Origin of the sequence: Alitibacter langaaensis DSM 22999 (assembly GCF_003096995.1) — a bacterium.
GTDB lineage: Bacteria > Pseudomonadota > Gammaproteobacteria > Enterobacterales > Pasteurellaceae > Exercitatus > Exercitatus langaaensis.
Map to the genome: position 1 here is coordinate 1 of NZ_QENU01000008.1, position 21988 is coordinate 21988.

The 21988-nt window shown below is 40.7% G+C and carries 22 protein-coding genes; 10 read left to right on the top strand and 12 right to left on the bottom strand.

The genetic code is table 11. From position 1 onward, the window contains the following. The first annotated feature begins 253 nt into the window (after positions 1 to 253). Together C8D76_RS06315 and C8D76_RS06320 are read left to right on the top strand one after the other, a co-directional pair. A complete protein-coding gene (locus C8D76_RS06315; RefSeq protein ID WP_116631947.1) occupies positions 254 to 1309 on the top strand; it encodes a porin in 1056 nt (351 codons plus the stop codon). Between the two features lie 11 nt (positions 1310 to 1320). Then, entirely contained in the window at positions 1321 to 4320 is a 3000-nt protein-coding gene (locus C8D76_RS06320; protein WP_116631948.1) for a chondroitinase family polysaccharide lyase, read from the top strand. Positions 4321 to 4563: 243 nt separating this feature from the next. Here the strand turns inward: C8D76_RS06320 and folE are convergent, their stop codons facing one another. Continuing rightward, positions 4564 to 5217, bottom strand: coding sequence for a GTP cyclohydrolase I FolE (gene folE, locus C8D76_RS06325; RefSeq protein ID WP_116631949.1), 654 nt, complete (start codon positions 5215 to 5217; stop codon positions 4564 to 4566). 241 nt (positions 5218 to 5458) lie between these two features. Between folE and asnS the strand changes: the two genes are divergently transcribed. Beyond that, positions 5459 to 6862 (top strand): asparagine--tRNA ligase, encoded by a 1404-nt coding sequence (asnS, locus tag C8D76_RS06330; RefSeq protein ID WP_116631950.1) that lies wholly within the window; start codon positions 5459 to 5461, stop codon positions 6860 to 6862. A gap of 72 nt (positions 6863 to 6934) precedes the next feature. Here the strand turns inward: asnS and hxpB are convergent, their stop codons facing one another. Genes hxpB through dhaK form a run of 4 tightly spaced genes read right to left on the bottom strand, consistent with a single transcriptional unit; the run spans position 6935 to position 9736 of the window. Next, positions 6935 to 7588 carry a hexitol phosphatase HxpB gene (hxpB, locus tag C8D76_RS06335; protein ID WP_116631951.1) on the bottom strand — a complete coding sequence of 218 codons (654 nt, stop codon included), beginning with the start codon at positions 7586 to 7588 and terminating at the stop codon, positions 6935 to 6937. 3 nt (positions 7589 to 7591) lie between these two features. Continuing rightward, the gene (gene dhaM, locus C8D76_RS06340) at positions 7592 to 8002 is read right to left on the bottom strand and encodes a dihydroxyacetone kinase phosphoryl donor subunit DhaM (RefSeq protein ID WP_116631952.1); all 411 of its coding nucleotides are present in this window, start codon (positions 8000 to 8002) and stop codon (positions 7592 to 7594) included. An 8-nt stretch (positions 8003 to 8010) separates the two neighbouring features. Then, a complete protein-coding gene (dhaL, locus tag C8D76_RS06345; protein WP_116631953.1) occupies positions 8011 to 8637 on the bottom strand; it encodes a dihydroxyacetone kinase subunit DhaL in 627 nt (208 codons plus the stop codon). Positions 8638 to 8665: 28 nt separating this feature from the next. Further along, the gene (dhaK, locus tag C8D76_RS06350) at positions 8666 to 9736 is read right to left on the bottom strand and encodes a dihydroxyacetone kinase subunit DhaK (protein ID WP_116631954.1); all 1071 of its coding nucleotides are present in this window, start codon (positions 9734 to 9736) and stop codon (positions 8666 to 8668) included. 140 nt (positions 9737 to 9876) lie between these two features. Between dhaK and rimI the strand changes: the two genes are divergently transcribed. After that, positions 9877 to 10329: a ribosomal protein S18-alanine N-acetyltransferase gene (rimI, locus tag C8D76_RS06355; protein ID WP_116631955.1), complete on the top strand. Its 453-nt coding sequence runs from the start codon at positions 9877 to 9879 to the stop codon at positions 10327 to 10329. Positions 10330 to 10468: 139 nt separating this feature from the next. On the opposite strand, the gene fabA is transcribed toward rimI, so the two are convergent. After that, on the bottom strand, positions 10469 to 11002 hold the full coding sequence (fabA, locus tag C8D76_RS06360) for a 3-hydroxyacyl-[acyl-carrier-protein] dehydratase FabA (RefSeq protein WP_116631956.1): 534 nt from the start codon (positions 11000 to 11002) through the stop codon (positions 10469 to 10471). Between the two features lie 127 nt (positions 11003 to 11129). After that, positions 11130 to 12878: an AAA family ATPase gene (locus tag C8D76_RS06365; protein ID WP_423802749.1), complete on the bottom strand. Its 1749-nt coding sequence runs from the start codon at positions 12876 to 12878 to the stop codon at positions 11130 to 11132. Between the two features lie 121 nt (positions 12879 to 12999). Between C8D76_RS06365 and matP the strand changes: the two genes are divergently transcribed. Then, complete coding sequence (gene matP / locus C8D76_RS06370; protein ID WP_116631958.1) at positions 13000 to 13446, top strand: macrodomain Ter protein MatP; 447 nt, start codon at positions 13000 to 13002, stop codon at positions 13444 to 13446. Between the two features lie 33 nt (positions 13447 to 13479). On the opposite strand, the gene C8D76_RS06375 is transcribed toward matP, so the two are convergent. Both C8D76_RS06375 and xthA read right to left on the bottom strand, forming a co-directional pair. Further along, complete coding sequence (locus C8D76_RS06375) at positions 13480 to 14256, bottom strand: TIGR01619 family protein (RefSeq protein ID WP_165814351.1); 777 nt, start codon at positions 14254 to 14256, stop codon at positions 13480 to 13482. Between the two features lie 8 nt (positions 14257 to 14264). Next, positions 14265 to 15065 carry an exodeoxyribonuclease III gene (gene xthA / locus C8D76_RS06380; RefSeq protein ID WP_116631959.1) on the bottom strand — a complete coding sequence of 267 codons (801 nt, stop codon included), beginning with the start codon at positions 15063 to 15065 and terminating at the stop codon, positions 14265 to 14267. 190 nt (positions 15066 to 15255) lie between these two features. Here xthA and moeA point away from each other — a divergent pair, with 190 nt between their 5' ends. The 5 genes from moeA to dxs are packed head-to-tail and all read left to right on the top strand — an operon-like array spanning position 15256 to position 20268. Then, on the top strand, positions 15256 to 16467 hold the full coding sequence (gene moeA / locus C8D76_RS06385; RefSeq protein WP_116631960.1) for a molybdopterin molybdotransferase MoeA: 1212 nt from the start codon (positions 15256 to 15258) through the stop codon (positions 16465 to 16467). Positions 16468 to 16476: 9 nt separating this feature from the next. Continuing rightward, positions 16477 to 17202, top strand: a complete 726-nt coding sequence (gene moeB / locus C8D76_RS06390) for a molybdopterin-synthase adenylyltransferase MoeB (protein ID WP_116631961.1) — start codon at positions 16477 to 16479, stop codon at positions 17200 to 17202. Positions 17203 to 17245: 43 nt separating this feature from the next. Beyond that, positions 17246 to 17482, top strand: a complete 237-nt coding sequence (xseB, locus tag C8D76_RS06395) for an exodeoxyribonuclease VII small subunit (protein WP_116631962.1) — start codon at positions 17246 to 17248, stop codon at positions 17480 to 17482. Positions 17483 to 17487: 5 nt separating this feature from the next. Beyond that, complete coding sequence (gene ispA / locus C8D76_RS06400; RefSeq protein WP_116631963.1) at positions 17488 to 18393, top strand: (2E,6E)-farnesyl diphosphate synthase; 906 nt, start codon at positions 17488 to 17490, stop codon at positions 18391 to 18393. A 9-nt stretch (positions 18394 to 18402) separates the two neighbouring features. Further along, positions 18403 to 20268, top strand: a complete 1866-nt coding sequence (gene dxs, locus C8D76_RS06405; RefSeq protein ID WP_116631964.1) for a 1-deoxy-D-xylulose-5-phosphate synthase — start codon at positions 18403 to 18405, stop codon at positions 20266 to 20268. Between the two features lie 282 nt (positions 20269 to 20550). Here dxs and rplT read toward each other — a convergent pair whose 3' ends face one another. The 3 genes from rplT to infC all read right to left on the bottom strand — a co-directional run bounded on the left by rplT (position 20551) and on the right by infC (position 21958). Next, entirely contained in the window at positions 20551 to 20904 is a 354-nt protein-coding gene (rplT, locus tag C8D76_RS06410; RefSeq protein ID WP_116631965.1) for a 50S ribosomal protein L20, read from the bottom strand. A 65-nt stretch (positions 20905 to 20969) separates the two neighbouring features. Continuing rightward, a complete protein-coding gene (gene rpmI / locus C8D76_RS06415) occupies positions 20970 to 21167 on the bottom strand; it encodes a 50S ribosomal protein L35 (RefSeq protein ID WP_011200231.1) in 198 nt (65 codons plus the stop codon). 245 nt (positions 21168 to 21412) lie between these two features. Next, the gene (gene infC, locus C8D76_RS06420) at positions 21413 to 21958 is read right to left on the bottom strand and encodes a translation initiation factor IF-3 (RefSeq protein ID WP_479768642.1); all 546 of its coding nucleotides are present in this window, start codon (positions 21956 to 21958) and stop codon (positions 21413 to 21415) included. Between the last annotated feature and the right edge of the window lie 30 nt (positions 21959 to 21988).

A 21988-nucleotide genomic window follows, 5' to 3' on the forward strand; every position in this document is an offset into this window, starting at 1 on the left:
CAATTATAGTAAAAATAATGCCCTTATCGAAATAAGGGCATTTTTGTACGGTTTTGTTTAAATTTTGGTCTTTGTGCAACTGCTACATAATACCGTTTTTTTAAATTCATGGTTGCAAATACTTTCGTTTTTTCTATGATAAGCCTCGATTACTACTCTTTAGGTAGAAATCTCAGTGCATTAGTACACATCAGATACAGTGTAAGTAAACGAAAAAATTTACATCATTAGTTAATAACCAGGAGTATTTTTTATGAAAAAATCACTTTCTTTGTTGACACTATCTTTACTCGCATCAGCTACTGCGCACGGTGTCGAAATCTATAAAAAAGACGGCTTAGCTTTTCAAATTAATGGTCAATACAGACCAATGATCGTTCATTCAGAAGGTCAACGCACAGATTTGCGTGACCGTGGTTCTCGTATTGAGTTTATCCTTAAACAAGATATGGGTGGCTGGACGTTAGTCGGTAAAAACCGAATTATCTTTAATGGTAAGGATGCTAATGGTAGTAACAATTCTGGTTTTGGTGAGCCACGTACAGCTCAACTTTATTTAGGTTTAGAACAAAAATCTATTGGTCGTTTATATTTTGGACGTTTACCAACCAATGGTGATGCCATCATGTTAGGGGATTATCAATTAGGTGGCAACGGACGCAACCCATTAACAGCTTCAACAAGTAAAGGTATTCATTACCGTAGTGCGGCATATGCAGGTTTTGAAGTCGGTGCAGATTATTTATTTGGTTCTGCAGTTAAGGATCTCAATTCAACCAGTAGCTTAAAAAATGGTTATGGACTCGCACTATACTATACCAATAAATTTAATGATGATTGGCGTTTCCGCTTCAGAGCTGGTTACACCCGAGATGCTTATGATAGTCATCAATTTAAGGCGCCAGATAATAATGGTGTAAACAGAAGTTGGATTGCAAATGATGTAAACCGCGATGCTTGGCGTGTTTCCACAGAAGTGAAATATCGTGATTTTGAAGTTGCTTATAACTATGGTGAATTAAAAGATTTACAATTTGCTAATTATCTTGATACCGATCGCGTAAAAGAAAAAAGACACTTCCTTGCTGCGAGATATTTCTTTACACCAAAATTCGCAGCTTATAGCCAATTCCGTTATGAAAAACGCGGAGAAAACGTGAATCGCGGCTATACCGCTGGTTTAGATTATCGTCCTATTAAAAACTTTATTACCTTTATTGAATTTGCACGTGATCGCAACATTGCCAATGTCAACGTTCACAATGACTATGCAAACAGCTACTACACTGGTTTCCGTTTCCTATTCTAAGAGAGGTAAATATGAAATTAGCGTCGTTCCCCCGATTAACGCTCTTGGCTAGCTGCCTTATCGCAGCGAGTGCAAGCGCGGAGAATTATGTGTGGGATTTTTTTGAAACGGAAAAGCTACCGAGCAATCTTACCGTCGATGCGGGGCAGGTTGAGCCGAGCCAGTTGCGTTATAAAGACGGTAAGCAATCTTTGCGTTGGCAATTTCAGCCTGATGGAAAATTGGTTTTCAATCAAAACATGGATTTATCAACTGATGATGATGTGTTGCCACAAACATTTTTATTATGGATTTATAACGAGAAAGCCATTAAATCACCGCTGAAATTCGCTTTTGAAGATAAAGGTTCGGTGAAAAAATCTTTCCAAATCAATCTTGATTTTGTCGGTTGGCGCGGGATTGCCGTGCCATTCCGCGATATGCAAGGCGAGAAAGTCAGCGCATTGGATAAATTAGTCATTCAAGCGCCAAATACGGCAGGTACATTATATTTAGATCAATTGTTATTTAATGTGCCAGTGGATAATCGCGAACCGATTCCTGATTATCAAGCGCCATTTGTGAACTTGAAAATTAATACCGCCGCCAATAAACATTGGAATGCGTTGTTAATGTATGATCAAATGTTCGCTAAACAATATCCGAATTTGGATTTTAGTTCAGCTTTCCAAGCGGATAAAAACAGCGCAAGCATTTATCAGCGCTTTGAAACCGTGCTGAAAGTCGGCGAGAAAAAACCGAGCGCGGCGGATGTGGAAGGTATTTTGAAAAAATATGCGGCATTTAATATCCATGAGAAAGATGGCGTGATTCAAGGGGCGATGGTCGATTTCCCTGCGCGTCAAAAATTCATGAAAAATAACCGCACTTTTGACAAAGCTACGCAAGATTTCTTACTCACTTCCAATTCTATGCGCGATATCGGCAAAGTGATGCTAGAAAGTGCGCGCGCTTTACGTTCTGATGCATTAACTACGGAGCAACGTCAGCAATTAGAAGCGCAATTCTTGCTCACTACTCGCTATTTATTCGATCAAGGGATGGTGCGCGGCAGCGGTATTCAAATCGTCAGCCATATGGGCTATCAAAATCGCGAAATGTTCGATGCGTGGTTCTTGATGCGTGATTTACTCGCTAAAGAGGGATTGTTAGAGCAAGCACAAGGCGCAATGGCGTGGTTTACTGGTATGGGTCGAATTTTAGAACCTGATGCGCAAATTGTTGATACCAATGTGGATATTCTCAATACGCAATTACAATGGATTTTAAAAAGTATCCTACTATTGCCTGATGAAAAACAACGTTCAGCATTGCTTAACCAATTCTCTCATTGGTTAACGCTCTCAATTTTGCAATCCCAAGGCGTGGGCGGTGGTTTCAAACCAGACGGTTCGATTTTCCACCACTCGCAACATTATGTTGCCTATGCTAAAGACGCCTTTGGTGGCTTAGCACCATTAGTTTATGCTATCAATAATTCTCCGTATGCCTTAAGCAAAGCGGCAAAAGCACGCTTAGACGATGTGCTATACAAAATGTGGATTTACACCAAAGATCGTGAAATTCCTATCGTATTGAGCGGTCGCCACCCAACGGGTAAATTCAACGTTAGCCCTGAACCATTTAAATGGTTTGCGCTCGCAGGCGATAACGGCGAAAAAATTAACCGCACTTTTGCGGGTATTTACGCAGCGATGACACAAAAAGCTGAGTTTGAAGGCGTGCCAGCGGCTAATGAACCTGTCGGCGCATGGGCGATGAACTATGCTTCGATGGTAGTACAACGCCGTCATGTGGATGATCCAAAACTATCATGGCTTGCTATCGCGCGCGGTTTCAGCCGCTATCTCGTAGGTAATGAGTCTTATGATAAAAATAACCGCTACGGACGCTATATGTCTTACGGCGCGTTAGAAATTATCCCAGACCATTTCGCTAATCGTGGTTATCGCTATGACGGTTGGGATTGGAATCGTTTCCCAGGCACAACCGCTATTCGCTTGCCATATCCTGATCTCAAAGCCCAATTGTTGCAATTGCCTGCGGCAGGATTGGAAGAAATGTTGCTTTCAACGGAAACCTATGCTGGCGGTACGGATTTGAACAACAACAGCATGTACGCAATGAAATTACGCGGGCACAGCAAATATCAACAAGAATCTTTCTTCGCGAAAAAATCCTATTTCTTGTTTGATAATCAAATTGTTGCGCTCGGTAGCGACATTCAAAGCGATGACGGCAAACATCATACGGAAACTACCCTTTTCCAACATAATGTTGCCGATCATAAAGCGGCGATTGTTAATGGCGAATCCATCGCTAAACTCGGCACAACGAAAACTCTCACTAGCCCAGCGGTGCTCTCTGATCCAGCAGGCAACCGCTATTATGTTGGCGAAGGACAAAACATCGTGTTTAGCTATCAAACCCAAGAGTCTGTTGATGATCGCGATGATAAACCGACCAAAGGCGACTTTGCCACTGCTGTAATTGACCACGGCACCGCGCCGAAGAATGGCCAATATGAATACGCCATTCTCATTGCGCCAAAAGCAGAGCAAAAAGCGGATTATCAAAAACTCGCGCAAACCAGCGATTTGCACGCTGTTCGTGATAATCACAGCGGCCAAGAGGGATATGCCTATTTTGAAGCGGCTCAACAGGATGTTGGCGGTATCGTTTTAGGTGCGGATAAACCGTTAATGGCAATGGCGCAAAAAGGTGAAGGCGCGCTTGAACTTTCCATCGTGAACCCTGATTTTGCATTCTATCAAGGCACGGAAGCCGATCAGGTGAAAGATGGTAAACAAGCTGAGGTCAGCATCTATTCACGCGAATGGCGCAAAGTGCCGTCTCAAGCACAACAATCCACCTTGACTGTTAAAGGCAAATGGAAACTTGAGAAAGCCAACCAATGCGCAAGCGCACAAGTGAAAGGTGATACCACTCTCGTTACCACTAACACCGTTGATGCTACACCGTGTAAAGTGAAATTAGTTGCGGTGAAATAGTATTTAAATAAAAATACTTAAACTCCCCAAAAGGACTGTTTCTGATACTCAGATTCAGTCCTTTTTATTTGTATTAATATAGCAATGTTTATTCCATTTATTATGTAGCCACAAAAATGGCGTTAATAAAACTGTAAATTTATGGAATAGGCAAAATGCGCATAAAAAAATAACGGAATAGATCAGAAATCTTTTCCGTTATTTTGAAAGAAAGAGAATTTAGGGCTTAATTTAATCCAGCGTTTATTTATTGATTAACGATAAAAATTCTTTACGCGTTTCCCGATCTTCTAAGAAAACCCCGCCAAATGCTGAAGTCACGGTATAACTATTCGTGTCTTTAATCCCACGACATTTCACACAGAAATGCGTCGCTTTCATATACACGGCGACATCGTCTGTTTCCAAAATTGTTTGAAAAGCTAACAGAATTTGTTCCGTCAAGCGTTCTTGTACTTGAGGGCGTTGGGCGAAAAACTGCACCACTCGGTTAATTTTTGATAATCCGATAACCCAATTTTTCGGATAATACGCCACCGAAACCAAGCCATCAATGGTTACAAAGTGATGCTCGCAAGTGCTGGTTAAAGTAACGTCATTCACTAACACCATTTCACTCACTTTCATGCGGTTTTCAATATTGGTAATTTTAGGGAAATTCGCATAATCTAAGCCGCTGAAAATTTCATCCACATACATTTTTGCTAAACGCACGGGCGTTTCTTCAAGGCTGTCATCTCGCAAATCCAAACCAATGAGTTCCATTACTTCACGCATTTTTTGTTCAATGGCGTTGCGGCGGCTATCTTTGCTTTCCTGTAAATGTAGCATTGGGGTTTCAATCCCCTTTTCTACCAAGGCATCACGAACTTTTTTCGCTTCTGCTGAAATTGTCATTCTTTGTCCTTTTTTAGGCACTTAGGTCAAAATTAATTGGCGCATTCTAGCAAATATAGGGATAAGATTAAATAAAGTGCGGTGAAAAAATCAGAGATTTTTGGAATTACACTTATCCAATGTTAAAAAGGAAAGCAATCGTTTCAATGATGACGGATAATTTTTTGGTAATTTAGCCAAATTAAGGTAAACTACACGGCATTTTCTAACCTTATATCAAACCAATTTTTCGGAGATAAAAATGGCAAAAATTGCGTCAATCGTAGATGTGCTACAAGGTAAAGTAGCCATTGGCGAAAAAGTAACGGTGCGCGGTTGGGTGCGTACACGTCGTGATTCAAAAGCGGGGCTTTCTTTCTTAGCCGTTTACGATGGTTCATGTTTTGATCCTATCCAAGCAATCATCAACAACGATATCGTGAATTATGAAAGCGAAGTGTTGCGTTTAACTACAGGCTGTTCTGTGATTGTCACGGGCACGGTGGTGGAATCGCCTGCTGAAGGACAAGCGGTTGAATTACAAGCAGAAACGGTTGAAGTCACAGGTTGGGTGGAAGATCCTGATACTTACCCAATGGCGGCGAAACGCCATTCCATTGAATATTTACGCGAAGTTGCTCACTTACGTCCGCGTACCAATATTATCGGTGCGGTGGCTCGAGTGCGTCATTGCTTGGCTCAAGCGATTCATCGTTTCTTCCACGAACAAGGTTTCTATTGGGTTGCCACGCCATTAATTACCGCTTCTGATACTGAAGGTGCGGGCGAAATGTTCCGTGTTTCCACCTTAGATTTAGAAAACTTACCTCGCACGGACAAAGGTGCGGTCGATTTTAGCCAAGATTTCTTTGGCAAAGAGTCATTCTTAACGGTATCTGGTCAGTTAAATGGCGAAACCTATGCTTGCGCATTAAGCAAAATTTATACTTTTGGCCCAACATTCCGTGCTGAAAATTCAAATACTACTCGCCACTTGGCGGAGTTCTGGATGGTTGAGCCTGAAATTGCTTTTGCGGATTTAGCGGATAATGCGAAAGTGGCGGAAGATATGTTGAAATATGTTTTCAAAGCCGTGCTTGCAGAACGCCGTGATGATTTAGAGTTTTTCGCTAAACATGTTGATAAAGATGTGATCACTCGTTTAGAAAACTTTATCAATTCACCATTTGCGCAAATCGATTATACGGATGCAATTGATGTATTGTTAAAATCAGGCAAAAAATTTGAATTCCCAGTATCTTGGGGTATCGATCTTTCATCTGAACACGAACGTTATTTAGCAGAAGAACACTTTAAATCGCCAGTGGTGGTAAAAAACTATCCGAAAGACATTAAAGCGTTCTATATGCGTTTAAATGATGACGGCAAAACGGTGGCGGCAATGGATGTATTAGCCCCAGGAATTGGTGAAATCATCGGTGGTTCACAACGTGAAGAACGTTTAGACGTGTTAGATAAACGTATGGCTGAAATGGGATTAAACCCGGAAGATTACTGGTGGTATCGCGATTTACGCAAATATGGCACCGTACCACATTCAGGCTTTGGCTTAGGATTTGAACGTTTAATCGTGTATGTAACAGGCGTGCAAAACATTCGTGATGTGATCCCATTCCCTCGTTCACCACGCAATGCAAACTTCTAAAACTAAGAAAAATTTGACCGCACTTTATGTGCGGTTTTTTATCTCTAGTTTCTGAGAGCCTTATTCAGCACCCTAGTCAAAAAGCTTTTTAATTTCACTAATTTGAGTAAATTTAAAATCAGAAATTGCCCAACGAGCATCATGCCAATGTTCGCTTTCTGGCACAACCGCACATTTCATATTGGCAGATTTTGCTGAAATCATCCCTGTGACCGAATCTTCCACGGCAAGACAATGTTTTGCTGGCACGCCTAATTTTTGGGCAGCATGCAGATATACCATAGGATGAGGCTTGTTATATTCCAATTCTTCCGCTGAAGATAAATAATCAAAATATTGTGCAATGCCACAGCTTTTTACGATTTCTTCCAGCATATACAAAGGCGATGCCGATGCGACCGCGAGTTTAATCTTTTTTTCATGTAAATAACTTAAGGTTTCTCGCACGCCATCGATGAGCGGCTTTTTCTTAAGAATAATCGCAATGGCATAATCAAGCAGCTCTTGACTTAACTCTTCGGGGCTTTTGCCGGAATGATAATCCGCATAATGATGTAGCACATAATCCGTGACGCCACCGATGTGCAAACCTCGTAAATTCGCAATATCAGCCCGTGTCACAGGATAACCCTGCTGATTGAAATATTGAACCTCAGCTTCATTCCAAATGGGTTCCGAATTAATCAGTGTTCCGTCCATATCAAAAATAACGGCTTGAATCTGCATAATTTATGTCCCCGCTTGTTCTAATTTTAAACCAGCCGCCGCATTCGCTTCAGCCAACACGGTTTGCAAATCATCGCCACTTGATGCAGAAACGGCAGCCGCAAAAGCACCTTCAACCAATGCGGCATAGCTGATCACAACATTTTTTGCCATATCCGCATCTAACAAATCAATAGCGGTTTCTGCGCTTAAAATTGCACTCCCAAGATCCACAAAAATAATTACGCCATCGGCAGAATAAACATCTTCTATTGCCGTCATAATTTTAACCGCATCAGTCCCTATGGGATTCTCTGAATCATCAATCCCTGCGGCGACTGTAATTTTGCAACCATCACCCGCCATTTGACGGGTGATTTCAGCCACACCTTGCGCTAATTTTTCACTATGTGAAACCAAAACTAAATTAACCATTTTCACCTCTATTTCACTGCATCATATAAGGCTTTAATCATATACATAGTCGACGTTGCACCGGGATCTTGATGCCCTGCACTTCGTTCACCCAAATAACTTGCACGCCCTTTTTTAGCGATTAATGGAATCGTAGCTGCCACGGATTCTTCCGCTTTTTTCACCGCACTTTCCAATAAAACTGCCAAAGGTTGGGATTTATCAGCAGCGTCTAACTCGGCTAATACAGGCAACCATACATCACACATCGTTTTATCGCCTATTTCAGCACGTCCTCGAGCGATAATGCCTTCTACGCCCTGTTTAAGCACGGTAATCAGTTCATCATTAGAAATTTCTTCTTTTCCGACCGCACTTTGTGCGCCTTTGATAAATAATGAGCCATATAATGGGCCACTGGCACCGCCAACTTGAGATAACAATGTCGTGCCGACAGTTTTCAAGATCGTGCCAATATCCTTTTCTGATACGGTGGCTACTTTTTCTAATGCTTTGCTAAAGCCCCGTTGCATATTTAAACCGTGATCCGCATCGCCAATTTCTGTGTCTAATTGTGTTAAATAATCACGTTGCGCGGTCATCACTTCATTACAATTTTCTATCCATTGCAACACTTGCGATTTTGTCATACTCATTACGACTTCTCCTTGTTTGGCTAAACTTCTATTCGCCCCAACGCAATGCGGGTGTATTCACTGGTGCATCCCATAATTCCAAAATTGCATCATCCACTTTCAATAATGTAATAGAGATCCCTTGCATATCTAAGGACGTACAGTATGAGCCAATCAGATTACGTTCAATTTTTAAGCCGAATTCTTCAGCCACTTGTTCTAATTTATGATATACCCCATAAAGTTCAGAAAGCGGAACTGCCCCAAGATTATTCACTAACGCAATAACGCGATCACCTTTTTGCAATGCTTTTTTGCTGTCTTTTACTTCATCCCATTGATTACTCTCATGATTCCAACGGCGAATTGTACGTTCATAATCACCGTGCGCAATTAAGGTTTCAAACATTTGTTCAACCGTTTTATTCAAATCAACAAATTCGCGGCGTTCAATTCCCGGTTCGCCATGAATTCCCACGCCAAACTCCATTTCATTCTCGGCTAATGTGAAAGACGGTTTACCCGCGGCTGGCACTGTGCAAGCCCCTAGTGCGATTCCAATGGAATGCCCAGCATTATTGAGTTTATAACCTAATTCGGCAAGCTGCTCTAAGGAATACCCTTTTTCTGCTGCCGCACCTAGTAATTTTTCTAAAATTACTGTATTTGCCACACCACGGCGACCCGCTGTATAAAGACTATCTTTTACGGCAACATCATCATCAACCAATACTGTTGCTACTTTAACACCGCTGTCCGCGAGCAATTCTGCTGCCGTTTCAAAGTTCAATACATCACCAGTGTAATTTTTAATTAATAAGAGTACACCTTCGCCACTATCTACATTTAAACCACACTCAAACATTTGATCTGGCGTTGGAGAGGTAAAAATAGCCCCTGGACAAGCACCATCTAACATTCCTTTTCCCACAAAACCTGCGTGCATTGGTTCATGACCACTTCCACCACCAGAAATTAACGCAACTTTTCGAGCAACAGGCGCATCTGCGCGGCGTACATAGACAGGATCGGTATTCAAAACTAGATTGCGATGAGCTTTGGCTAAACCTTGTAATTGTTCATCTAATACGGTATCAACGGAATTAATTAATTTTTTCATATTGTCGTCCTTTTAAGAAAGAGAAAAGAAAACGCATACAATGTAGCAAAATCGAAACAGCAATTCTGTTAGCTAGGTCACAAAATCAGAGATTAATGATAAAATCTCACGCAAATTTGACCGCACTTTAATAGAAACTTATGACAGAAACGCTACAAATTTCCCCGATCACAGAACGGGATTTCGATGTTCTATTTGAAATTGAGCAAGCCGCTCATTTGGTGCCTTGGAGCATGGGGACGCTGAAAAATAATATGGGAGAACGCTATCTCAATTTAAAATTAGAAATGGAGCAGCGTGCTATTGGTTTTGCGATTTGCCAAACCGTGTTAGATGAAGCGACTCTATTTAATCTGGCGATACACCCTGATTTTCAAGGAAAAAAATTGGGACAGTATTTACTGGAAGAATTGATGTCACGGCTACGAGAAAAAAGCATTATTACGCTTTGGTTAGAAGTTCGTGAAAGCAATCAAAATGCGATTAAGCTGTATGAAAAATTGAATTTTAATGAAGTAGATATTCGCAAAAATTACTATCCAAGCCCCGACGGCAAACGAGAAAACGCCATTATTATGGCAGCATATTTATAATTTGCTTCATCTTCAGCTGATAATTGGGCGTTTAACAAAAATAAAGATAGCTTAAAGCCTTGATTAACAAGGCTTTTTAAAGGATTGAACAGCCAGCTGAAATAAGTTTTAACAACTGGCTATGTTCTGAAAACATTAATTAGAATGTTGAAGTATCTTGGAATAGACCCACTTTCAAATCTGTTGCCGTATAAATAAGGCGACCATCTACTTCCACTTCGCCATCTGCAAGCCCCATAATCAGTTTACGATTAATTACGCGTTTAAAATGGATGCGGTAAGTAACTTTTTTCGCGGTTGGTAATACTTGGCCAATAAATTTCACTTCGCCAACACCTAACGCTCTGCCCTTGCCTTCACCGCCTAGCCAGCCTAGATAAAAGCCAACTAGTTGCCACATTGCATCTAAACCTAAACAACCTGGCATCACAGGGTCACCAATAAAGTGACAATCGAAGAAAAAAAGATCTGGTTTAATATCTAATTCCGCTTCGACATAGCCTTTACCATACTTACCGCCTGTTTCGTTCATTTCGACAACGCGGTCCATCATTAACATAGTAGGGGCTGGCAATTGTGGGCCTTTTGGTCCAAAAAGTTCGCCACGGCCTGAAGCTAATAAATCTTCATAAGTGTAAGAACTTTTTTTATTCGGTGTACAAGTGTTTGTCACTTTTACTCTCCTTTGAAATTATTAATATGAGATACTTTACTAGAGCATCGAATGGTTCGCATTCTAGCAAAGTTATAGGAAAATAAAAACAGCTAACACTTGTTCGCTGAATTGGTCAAACCAGTTGTTATTTTTTGCCAAATAGCATTTGTAACAAATTTAAACGAGGTGGCTCGGCACGCAATTCAATGCGCTGTTGAATAAGACGGGAAATTGGCTGGTTATCATCTTGATAATCCTTATCTTGCGCCAATAAATCGCGTTGGAATAAAATTTCACAAGCCTGAAATACATCTTCGACTGCCCAAATAAAAAATTGTTGATTTTTGACCGCACTTACCACCTGTTCGCTCAGGCTTAATTGATGAATCACTGCGGTTGGCACAATAACGCCTTGAGAACCCGTTAAACCGCGGCGTTCACAAATCGAGAAAAATCCCTCTATTTTGTCATTCACCCCACCAACAGAATGAACCAAGCCAAATTGATCAATCGCCCCAGTAATTGCAATAGATTGCGGAATAGGTAAATCTGCCAATGCGCTGGTTAGCACACAGAAAGCCGCCAGTGACGCACTATCGCCATCAATTTCGCTATAAGATTGCTCAAAAACAAGCGATGCGGAAAATGGCAGTTGTGAAGGCAGCTCCAATAAATTCGCCAAACAGCTTTCTGCAATCATCATTCCTTTGCTATGAATATTGCCCGCCAGTTCACTTTTGCGATCCACATCAATCACTTCCCCATCGCCATATTGCACAATACAGCTAATGCGCGAAGGTTCGCCAAAGGATAAGGGCGTGCCAGCATAATCAACAACCGACAAGCCATTAATTTGCCCGATTTCTTCCCCTTCCGTTGGCACATAAATTTGTTCATACAAAATATCGTTGTATGCCTGTTCGCGCAAGAAACTTTGTTGATATTGCTGTTGGGCAAAAACTTGCTCAAAATCAACCGCACTTAGGCTATTTTTGCCTTGCCATTCTGCGCGTGAAAACCAGTTTTTTAGGGTTGTGGGAGAAATATTGATTAAATGACGATCTTCACTTTCTCGCACTAATAATTGGTAAAATTTATTCAAGCCTGACAAATCAAGCGGACAGGGGCTGGCTTGCTGAACATAACTTGCCCATTGATTTTGAGCCTCTGCCGTTTCCAAACTGAAGTAACTTTCAATTTCAGAATAATCTGCTACTGAAAATAACTCGGGTTCTAATTCGTTAAATGTGGCTAAATCATTGCGCGAACCTAATAACATAACCTTTAGTGATAACGGATAGCTAGGAATATCGCAAGGTAAAGGCTTGAAAGGATGTGCAGAATACCAATCAAAGGTTTGAGTGAGCAAAATCTGCTTTAAACGTGGCCATAGCTCAAATTGCTCTAACAATGTTGCTGCAGATAAAATCAATACCCCACCATTTACTTGATGTACCAACCCTGCATTTAACTGAATATCTTTTGAAGTTGGGTGAATTTGTAAAGAACCAAATAATTTAGCTTGGTCAAAATACAGCGCGCTTGCCACCGTTTTCTTCGCCGCAAAGTTATCATCAACGGAATGTGCGGGTTGTACCGAAACCCGAGCAAAAGAAAAACTGTCAGCCTGCTCAACAAGATACTGCACGCCCTTTACTGTATGAGACTGAGATTGCTGTTTGGCAATAAACGCTTCTAGCAACGGCGCATATTCATTTTGGTCATCGGCTTTGAGAACTAATAAAGTGCGGTGCGAATTTTGCAAAAATTGGGTTATTGCCGAACTGGCTCGGGGTTGTAAATCAAAAAATGTGACGTTGTCATTTGATATATGATTAATGTCTAAATGAGGAATTAAATTTTGCCAATTCAAAGATTGCTCGGTTAACTTCACGCGGATATTCTCACAGCTAAAAATGATTGCTGATTATCGCATACTTTCCAGATTTCACTAGAAATTTTTAGTAAAAAAGCGTATATTAATCGCAGTTACCACGTCACGGAAAATACTAGCGATGAAATATCAGAAACTTGAAAACCAAGAAGCACAATGGAAATGGCTATATTTGATAAAGAAAAGTCGTGAAGGGGAAAATATCACCCGCTATCCAGAGCGTAGCTTGCAAGAAGAAAAAACCAAGCAATTAGCGGATAGCCGTAATCACCCCGAACTCATTGAAGCTTGGATAAAAGAAAATATGGCAGAAAATCTTGTTATTAAATTGGATCAAGCCATTCGTGCGCGCCGTAAACGTTTTTTCAACGCAGAAAAACGACATACCAAGAAAAAATCTATTGATTTGGAATATAGTGTATGGAATCGTCTATCAAAATATTCACGCAAAATGAATATGACCTTGTCTGAAACCATTTCTTATATGATCGATGAGCGTGAAAGCAAAGTGTTGTTTGAAAATAAAATGTCCACAATGAAAGCGGGCTTGAAAGATTTATTAAAATAACAAAATGGGCGTAATTTTACGCCCAATTGCTCATCAATTTAATTGTTTTTCTGAAAACAGTTCATCACATTCCCAGCCAATATATTCGCCCGAACATTGTATCGCCAAGCGTTCAAATTGTTCCACAAATTTAAAAATATCTTGCGTATCTAGCGTAATTTCCTGCTCTAATTTCACCATAAACATCATTTCTTCATCATTGACTGCAACAGGTTCATCTGTGTATTTTATGACATTAAATGGCACATTATCATTTAACCGCATTTTCTCAATAAAGATTTGTAAATGCTCTTTATCTTCAAAATGAAAACGATGCTCAACCAAATAAACATCACTTAAAGTGCGGTTATTTTGCGCCAACATTTCCAGAATTTCTTCTGTGGCATTCATTTTCATTTCTAATGGCGAAGGCAGTAAAAAATCGAAATACAAATCCCAATCCGCATCTTGCTGAATTTCAACATCATCCACTTGCTCAATTTGGCTTAGCACGGTCAGCAACGCCTCGGTATCATGGGTATAAAAATACAATTTTGATTTACCCGCAGACATAATGTTGCCAGCATAAATCGTGTCGGGCAAAGCCGAAAGCTGAGTCAATGCTTTAAATGTATGCGTAAGCAAATTTTGATATTCATCTTCGTTAGGCAAACCCGAGGCATCGTCTGTTTCATAGGGCAAAGAAAATTGCACAACATGCGTCAATTTAGTGTTGGGAAATTGCTCAAATAAACTTAAATTTGCCGAAAAAACGGCGACATTATCGTTTAATGTAGAACGATAAGTTTGCCAGTTTTGTTCCATATTCATGGCATTCCTTATTCAAAAGTTGCCCAAATTGGTGCGTGATCGGAAGGTTTTTCCATCGCGCGAATATCCAAAGCGATCCCCGTATCAACACAGCGAAGTGCTAATTTTTCGTTTGCCAAAATGTGGTCAATGCGCAATCCGCGATTGTCATTAAAGCCTTTTGAGCGATAATCAAACCACGAGAATTTGTCATTAACCGTTGGATTTAATTTGCGGAAGGTATCTTGCAAACCGAAATCATATAAACGCTGATACCATTCACGCTCTTCAGGCAAGAAAGAGCATTTTCCTGTGCGCAACCAACGTTTTCTATTTTCATCGCCAATGCCAATGTCTAAATCCGTTGGGCTAATATTCATATCGCCCATAATCACTACATTTTCTGAAGGCAAATCCTGCTCTAAATAACGTTGTAAATCGGCATAAAATTTTTCTTTCGCTGGAAATTTAGTTTCATGATTGCGCGCTTCACCTTGCGGAAAATAACCGTTGATCACCGTTAATGAACCAAATGCGGTATCAAAATCCGCCATAATAATACGGCGTTGTGCATCTTCACTGTCTGTTGGAAACCCTTTGCGCACCATTTTCGGCTGTTGTTTGCAAAATAAAGCCACACCATAATGCCCTTTCTGCCCATGATGAAAAACGTGATAGCCTAAATTTTCTACCATTTCATAGGGAAATTGTTCATCTGCCACTTTGATTTCTTGCAAACCTAAAATATCGGGTTGATAGCTTGCGACTAATTGTTCTAACTGATGTGGGCGTGCGCGTAATCCATTAATATTAAAAGAAATAATTTTCATAGACTGTTTATTTTTATCCAGATTGTTTAATCGTTATTAAAATTTAATAGGCTATTATACTTATTTTGCTGAATTTTACTAAATTTGATTAGAATTTTGACCGCACTTTTGTGCTAAAATTAACGCAAATTTGAGGCTCATTCATCGCTGATGATGCCATTTATAACAATGATTACAACAAGGATAAATTATGCTCACGATTGAACAGGCATTAGAGCAAATGCTTGCCGCACTTCCCGCTCCAACTCAAACTGAACAACTTTCTATTCATCAAGCCGCTCATCGTATCTGCGCCGAAGATATTATTTCCCCTATAAATGTCCCTTCGTTCGATAATTCAGCGATGGATGGCTATGCGGTGCGTTTAAAAGATTTAGAACAATCGCTCACCCTTTCCGTGGCGGGTAAATCCTTTGCGGGCAATCCGTTTTCAGATGAATGGCAGCCCTTAAGTGCGGTCAGAATTATGACGGGCGCAATGATTCCAGAAGGCGCTGATGCGGTGGTAATGCAAGAAGAAGTCACGCTCAACGCCGATGGCAGCGTGACTTTTGCCGCACTGCCAAAGCTCAACCAAAACATTCGCCGCATTGGTGAAGATGTAAAACAAGGCGATGTGGTCTTGCATAAAGGTTCACCGCTTAATGCGGTTTCTTTGCCGTTATTGGCTTCTCTTGGGATCGCCAATGTAGCCGTTTATCCGCGTTTAAAAGTCGCTGTTTTGTCCACAGGGGATGAACTTGTTCCCGTTGGTGAGCCATTAGCACAAGGGCAAATTTATGATACAAACCGTTTTGCCGTAAAATTAATGTTAGAAAAATTACATTGTGAAGTCTTAGATTTCGGTATCCTGCCCGATCACCCCGAACAGTTTGAACAAGCGTTTATTAAAGCGCAAGCTCAAGCTGATTTAGTGATCACCAGCGGCGGTGTTTCTGTTGGCGAAGCGGATTTCACCAAAAATGTGCTCGAAAAAGTCGGCACGGTCAATTTCTGGAAATTAGCCATTAAACCCGGCAAACCTTTCGCCTTTGGTAAACTCGAAAATGCGTGGTTCTGCGGTTTGCCTGGTAACCCAGTTTCGGCTTTAGTAACGTTTTATCAACTCGTTCAACCAGTGATTGCAAAACTCTCTGGCAGCATATATCAGCGCCCGCAGCCACTTCCTGCGATTGCGACAACCAATATGAAAAAATCGGCTGGACGTTTGGATTTTCAACGCGGTTTTTATCATCTAAACCAACAAGGACAAATTGAAGTGCAACCCGTAGGATTCCAAGGCTCACACTTGTTCAGCGCCTTTGTTAAAGCCAACTGTTTTATCGTATTAGAAAAAGATCGCGGCAATGTGAATGCAGGTGAAACCGTCACCATTGAGCCTTTTAACCACTTACTTTCATAACAAATCACTATGGCAGAATTAAGTTATCAGGAAGAATTGCGTTATAACCGCCAAATTATTATGAAAGCGGTGGATTTTGACGGGCAAGAAAAATTGAAAGACAGCAATATGCTGATTGTTGGCTTAGGCGGTTTAGGCTGTGCGGCAAGCCAATATTTAGCCGCTGCTGGCGTTGGGCATTTGACGCTACTCGATTTTGATACGGTGTCATTATCAAATCTACAACGCCAAGTTTTGCATAATGACAGCCGCTTAGATATGCCGAAAGTGGAATCTGCTAAACTTTCCCTAACGAGTTTAAATCCACACATCACAATTGAAACCATCAATGGGTTATTAAGCGAAGAAAAATTAGCGGAAATCGTACCGCACTTTGATGTTATTTTAGACTGCACCGACAATGTGGAAATTCGTAATCAACTTGATCGTTGCTGTGAGCAAGCTAAAGTGCCTTTAATCTCTGGGGCAGCAATACGTTTTGAAGGGCAAATTTCAGTTTTCACTTACGAACCGCACACCCCAACTTATCGAAACCTGAGCCAATTATTTAGTGAAAACGCGTTGAGCTGTGTGGAAGCAGGCGTTATTTCGCCGATTGTAGGCATTGTGGGTTCGATTCAGGCTTTAGAAGCCATCAAAGTGCGGTTAAAAATTGGCAAGAATTTGTGTGGTCGATTATTGATGATCGATGGCTTAAATATGGCAATTCGTGAAATTAAATTGCCGTCTGCGTAAATTCCAGTACAATACGTAAATTATTTATTTAGAAGAGAAAATTATGGCTCGCAAACCCGTCGAATTAGACTTTGAAACAACACTCGCTCAACTTGAGGCGATTGTCTCGCAATTAGAAAATGGGGATTTACCTTTAGAAGAGGCGTTAAAAGAATTTGAAAACGGCGTAAAACTTGCCAAATTAGGGCAAGAACGCTTACAGCAAGCGGAACAACGCATTCAAATTTTATTACAAAAAAGCGATGACGCCCCATTGGCAGATTATCAACCTGATGCATAATACTTATGAATTACGATTTTTCTCAAGATTTAAAGCAAGTACAAAATCGCATTAATCATTTTATGTTGGCGCAATTTGAACACATTGATAGCCAACCCTCGCCATTGGTCGAAGCAATGAAATATGGACTTTTGCTAGGCGGCAAACGCATTCGGCCTTTTTTGGTATATGCCACTGGGGAAATGCTCGGGACTGATGCCAATACGCTGGATTATGCAGCGGCGGCGATTGAATGCATTCACGCTTATTCACTAATTCACGATGATTTACCTGCGATGGATAATGATGAATTACGCCGCGGACAGCCGACTTGCCATATCGCTTTTGACCACGCAACCGCCATTCTAGCGGGCGATGCATTGCAAGCTTTTGCTTTTGAATTGCTCACAAAATCTTCAGAAAAATCGACCACACTTTCTGCTCAACAACAATTAAAATTAGTACAAACCCTTAGCCAAGCTTCTGGAGTAAACGGAATGTGTCTTGGTCAAAGTTTAGATTTGATTTCAGAACATAAACAAGTCAGCTTAACAGAACTAGAACGCATTCATCGCAATAAAACAGGCGCATTACTTTCTGCCGCTGTGATGATGGGATTTCTCTGCTCTCCGTATTTTAACGATAAAAACTTAGCACAAAAACTTGCGGCGTACTCAAATGCTATCGGACTTGCCTTTCAAGTGCAAGACGACATTTTAGATATTGAAGGCAATCAAGCAGAAATTGGCAAACCTGTTGGCTCTGATTTAGATTTAGACAAAAGCACCTATCCCAAATTACTTGGCTTAGAAGGTGCTAAACAAAAAGCACAAGAACTTTATCAAAGTGCGGTCAAAATTTTAGATGAAATTGAGTTTGATACCACGGTATTACGCGCATTAGCAGAATTTATTATTCAACGAAAAAATTAGTTTAGCTATATGAATAATTACCCTTTACTTTCAAAAATTGATAGCCCTGATGAATTACGCACATTAGACAAAGAGCAGTTAGCGCAAGTTTGTGATGAACTGCGTGCTTATTTATTAGAAACCGTCAGCCAAAGCAGTGGGCATTTGGCCTCGGGATTAGGCTGTGTAGAGCTGACTTTGGCATTGCATTATGTGTATAAAACCCCTTTTGACCAACTGATTTGGGATGTTGGCCATCAAGCCTATCCACACAAAATTCTCACTGGTCGCCGTGATAAAATGTCTACTATCCGCCAGAAAAATGGCATTCATCCATTTCCGTGGCGCGAAGAAAGCGAGTTTGATGTGTTAAGCGTGGGGCATTCATCAACCTCAATCAGTGCAGGGCTTGGCATTGCGGTTGCTGCAGAAAAAGAAAATGCTGGACGCAAAACCGTTTGCGTTATTGGCGATGGCGCGATTACTGCGGGCATGGCGTTTGAAGCCTTGAATCACGCGGGCGCGCTACATACGGATATGCTCGTGATTCTCAATGATAATGAAATGTCGATCTCAAAAAATGTCGGCGCGTTGAATAATCATCTCGCTCGCCTTTTTTCTGGCTCGCTTTACACCAATGTGCGTGATGGTAGTAAAAAAATTCTGGATAAAATCCCGACTGTCAAAAACTTTATGAAGAAAACGGAAGAGCACATGAAAGGCGTGATGTTTTCTCCTGAAAGTACCCTATTTGAAGAACTTGGCTTTAATTATATCGGGCCTATTGATGGGCATAATATTGAAGATTTAGTGGCAACGCTAACCAATATGCGCGAGCTGAAAGGACCACAATTTTTGCATATTCGCACCAAAAAAGGTAAAGGTTATGCACCAGCGGAAAATGACCCAACAGGTTTCCATGGCGTTCCGAAATTTGATCCGATGAGCGGCATGTTGCCCAAATCTAATAGCAAGCCCACTTATTCTAAAATCTTTGGGGATTGGCTGTGTGAAATGGCTGAAAATGATCCGCACTTAATTGGTATCACGCCTGCGATGTGTGAAGGTTCAGGTATGGTGGAATTTTCTCAACGATTCCCTGAGCAATATTTTGATGTCGCCATCGCAGAACAACACGCACTAACCTTTGCTGCGGGTTTAGCGATTGGTGGCTATAAACCCGTTGTCGCTATTTATTCGACTTTCTTACAACGCGCCTACGATCAATTAATTCATGATGTGGCAATTCAAAATTTACCTGTGCTCTTTGCGATCGATCGTGCGGGCGTGGTTGGTGCAGACGGACAAACCCATCAAGGGGCTTTTGATATTTCTTTTATGCGCTGTGTTCCGAATCTCGTCATAATGACACCAAGTGATGAAAATGAATGCCGTCAAATGCTTTACACAGGCTATCAATGCGGTAAACCTGCGGCGGTGCGCTATCCTCGTGGCAATGCCGTGGGCGTTGAGCTAGCGCCATTACAAACTCTGGAATTAGGAAAATCAAATCTCGTTCGTCAAGGGGAAAAAGTTGCGATTTTAAATTTTGGAACGTTATTACCACAAGCGCTTGAAGTGGCTGAAAAACTCAATGCAACCGTTGTGGATATGCGTTTTGTTAAGCCGATTGATGAAGAGCGTATCCTTCAAATTAGCCAAACACATAAAGTTATTGTGACTTTGGAAGAAAATGCCATTCAAGGTGGCGCAGGTTCTGCAGTCGCGGAAGTATTAAATTCTCATGCAAAATTGACCGCACTTTTACAGCTCGGTTTGCCCGATTTCTTTATTCCACAAGGTACTCAGCAAGAGATTATGTCAGATTTAGGCTTAGATGCTAAAGGCATCGAAGAAAAAATCCGACAATTTGTAAGAAATATTGAAAATCTGTGAACTATTTTCTCGTTCGTAAGTCTGAGTAATTGCTAATGCACTGTTATTGAAAAATATCAGTCGTCTTTTTACTATCTTATATTAAGATTCGCCGCTATCCACTGATAGCGGTTTTTTTATGTTTTTTTGGTACTTTTATTGCAATTTATTATCTGCAAATTGTTCACAGTCACTAAAGAATTTTGAATATCCCGCCAACAAAATAGTCAATAAATAAGAATAAAAAAACATAAAACAATAAAAAAGGACGCTAAAAAGCGTCCCAATTTCTATTCTTTAAAATTAAAGAGCAGATTTTGCTTTTTCAACTAAAGCTGCAAATGCAACTTTGTCGAATACGGCGATGTCAGCCAAAATTTTACGGTCGATTTCAACAGAAGCTTTTTTCAAGCCATTGATGAATTTGCTGTAAGATAAATCGTTTTGACGAGCTGCAGCGTTGATACGTGCAATCCATAATTGACGGAATTGACGTTTACGTTGACGGCGGTCACGGTAAGCATATTGACCAGCTTTAATTACAGCTTGGAACGCAACGCGATAAACACGTGAACGCGCACCATAATAACCTTTAGCAGCCTTAAGAACTTTCTTATGGCGTGCTCTTGCAATAACACCACGTTTTACACGAGCCATTATTAAATCTCCTAATGTATATAATTAACTAAAATTCACTAAAGTACGTTTAACTTACTAACGGCTTATACGTATGGTAAGCACGCTACGACTAACACTTGGTCTGCTTTCGCTACCATTGATTTGTGGCGTAAGTGACGTTTACGTTTAGTGGTTTTCTTAGTCAAAATATGACGTAAGTGAGATTGTTTACGTTTGAAACCGCCTGAAGCTGTTTTTTTGAAACGCTTCGCAGCACCACGTACTGTTTTAATTTTAGGCATTGTTTTATAAACTCCGCATTGTTTAGATAATACACAATAATCAGGCGAAAAATGCGATTATCGCTAATCATATTTTTACTTGGAAAGCACTAATTATCTCGAAGAGCGTTACCGCTCATAAGCCTTTCAGCTTAAAAAGCAAATCAGGCTGCGAAATGTGCCTGTATGTTGCTTTTATTTCTCTTTTTTGCAAAAGAGAAAACGGACGGATTTTATAGGATCCGCCCGTTTTATGCAAGAATAAATTATTTTTTCTTCGGTGCAATAACCATTACCGCTTGGCGACCTTCAAGTTTGCCTGGTGCAGATTCAACCACAGCCACTTCAGCAGTATCTGTTTTAACGCGTTCTAAAACATCAAAACCGATACTTTGGTGCGCCATTTCACGTCCACGGAAACGCACCGTAATTTTAACTTTATCCCCATCATCTAAGAAACGTAAAATATTACGCAATTTAATTTGATAGTCGCCTTCATCAGTAGCTGGACGGAATTTAATTTCCTTCACTTGTACCACTTTTTGCTTTTTCTTCTGCTCTTTCGCAGCTTTTTCTTTTTCGTAGATGAACTTACCGTAGTTCATAATGCGACAAACTGGTGGCTCCGCATTAGGACTGATTTCAACTAAATCTAATTCAGCTTCTTCCGCTCTCGCCAAAGCATCTTGAATCGACACGATACCAACTTGTTCACCATTTTCATCAGTGAGGCGAACTTCCTTCACGCCACGAATTTCATCATTAAGACGATGTGCGCGATTTGTCTGAACACGTTTTACAGGTTTAATAATATTATTCCTTCTTGTAAGTTTTAGGCTAAA